Annotated in this window: 1 protein-coding gene; it reads left to right on the top strand. The window is 39.4% G+C overall.

Annotation, left to right across the window (positions count from 1 at the left end):
- Window positions 1-681: IS3 family transposase (locus ACERII_RS25870; protein ID WP_373645867.1), on the top strand; the 681-nt coding region annotated here is incomplete at both ends.

Raw genomic sequence — 681 nt, 5'->3', positions numbered from 1 at the left:
AAGTCCGCAGAGAAACGCAGAGATAAAGATGAGGAGGATAAAAAGTATTTTGAATTAATATTGGAAGCATATCGTTTTCGCGGATACGACAAAGGCAGACGCGGCATATATATGCGCCTTTTGCATATGGGCATAAGGATGAACCAAAAGAAAATCAGTCGCCTAATGAAAAAATTCAATTTGTTTTGTCCAATCCGAAAGGCTAATCCATACAGAAGAATGGCTAAAGCATTAAAGACAGATGCCGTATCAGAAAATTTAGTAAATCGAGAATTTGAGAAGCATGGTGCCGGAAAAATTCTCCTTACAGATATAACATATCTTTATTACAATAATGGCTGTAAGGCATATCTCTCTGTCATAAAGGATGGCTACACGAAACAAGTGTTGGCATACGTTCCAAGTGAATCTCTTGAAGTCGATTTTGTATTAGAAACAATCAACATCCTACTAGAAACGCACGGTAACAGAATAGAGACTGATGCCATCATCCATTCTGATCAAGGATGTCACTATACAAGCATCTCTTTCCGGCAACTGTTAAAAGATAAGGAACTTAGGCAATCCATGTCTCGACGTGGTAACTGCTGGGACAATGCACCGCAGGAATCTTTTTTCGGGCATATGAAGGATGAAATCAATTTGAATAACTGCCGTTGTTTTGCGGAGCTTTGCCAGGAG

This window comes from Evansella sp. AB-rgal1, from assembly GCF_041820985.1.
Classification (GTDB): domain Bacteria; phylum Bacillota; class Bacilli; order Bacillales; family Salisediminibacteriaceae; genus Evansella.
Note: the sequence above shows the minus strand (reverse complement) of the source record. Positions and strands in the feature narration are given on the sequence as shown.